A 1,238-nucleotide genomic window follows, 5' to 3' on the forward strand; every position below is an offset into this window, starting at 1 on the left:
CACCGTGCCCAAGCCCTACCCCCAGGAGTTCCGTGACGATGTCGTGCGCGTGGCCCGCGCCCGCGAAGCGGGCGTCACCCTCGCCCAGATCGCGAAAGACTTCGGCGTCCACGAGATGACGTTGAACAAGTGGATGCGCCAAGCCGACATCGATGACGGCAACCGCCCCGGCACCACTCGCGCCGAGTCCCACGAGCTACGCGACGCACGCCGCCGCATCCGCCTGCTTGAGCAAGAGAACGAGGTCCTGCGCCGCGCGGCCGCGTACCTGAGTCAGGCGAATCTGCCGGGAAAAGGCTCTTCCCGCTCGTGACGCAGCTGGCCACCGAGAGAATCTCGGTGGCGCTCACGTGCCGGGTGTTGAAGCTGTGTCGCCAGCAGTACTACCGATGGCTCGCATCACCTGTCACACCGGCAGAGTGGGATCAGGCGCATCGCGCGAACGCGTTGTTCGACGCTCACCGCGACGACCCCGAATTCGGCTACCGCTACCTTTACGAAGAAGCCAGCGCCGCGGGCGTGAGCATGTCGGCTAGGACGGCGTGGAAGCTGTGCTCGACGAACGCGTGGTGGTCGAGCTTCGGCAAGAAGCGCGGCCGCAACGGGAAGAAGCCGGGCCCGCCCGTGCACGACGACCGCCTCGCCACGACTGACGAGCATGGCGTCACACGGCATGAGTTCGTCGCCGATCACCCGAACGAGGTCTGGCTGAGCGACATCACGGAGCATTGGACGAACGAAGGCAAGCTGTACCTGTGCGCGGTCAAGGACGTGTGCTCAGGCCGCATCGTGGGCTACTCGATCAGCGACCGGATGAAGTCGAGTTTGGCTGTCGCAGCGTTGGATTCGGCCGTTGCTCGCAGGCGTTCCGACGGCGCAGATGTAGCCGGCTGCATCATCCACACGGACAGAGGCTCGCAATTTCGCAGCCGTAGCTTCGTGCACGCGATCAACCGTCACGGCCTGGCCGGGTCGATGGGCCGCGTCGGCGCCGCGGGTGACAACGCGGCGATGGAATCGTTCTTCGCGCTCCTTCAGAAGAACGTCCTGGACCGCCAATCCTGGGCCACGCAGGAGGAACTCCGGATCGCGATCGTCACCTGGATCGAACGGACGTATCACCGTCGCCGACGTCAGGACCGGCTGGGGCGATTGACGCCGATCGAGTTCGAAACCATCATGACCACAGCAGTCGAGTTGGCTGCCTAACCCCTGTCACCTGATCGTGCAGCAGTCCC

Annotated in this window: 1 protein-coding gene; it reads left to right on the top strand. The window is 65.0% G+C overall.

All coding sequences use genetic code 11. The features are described from left to right. The first annotated feature begins 4 nt into the window (after window positions 1–4). Window positions 5–1,209, top strand: a protein-coding gene (locus tag D1832_RS15075; protein WP_118915201.1) for an IS3 family transposase whose coding sequence is annotated in 2 segments (ribosomal slippage) — window positions 5–289 and window positions 292–1,209 — 1,203 coding nt in all. Because the reading frame shifts where the segments join, the coding sequence is not laid out codon by codon here. Window positions 1,210–1,238: the final 29 nt, after the last annotated feature.

Origin of the sequence: Dermacoccus abyssi (assembly GCF_003515945.1) — a bacterium.
In the GTDB taxonomy this organism is placed as follows: domain Bacteria; phylum Actinomycetota; class Actinomycetes; order Actinomycetales; family Dermatophilaceae; genus Dermacoccus; species Dermacoccus abyssi.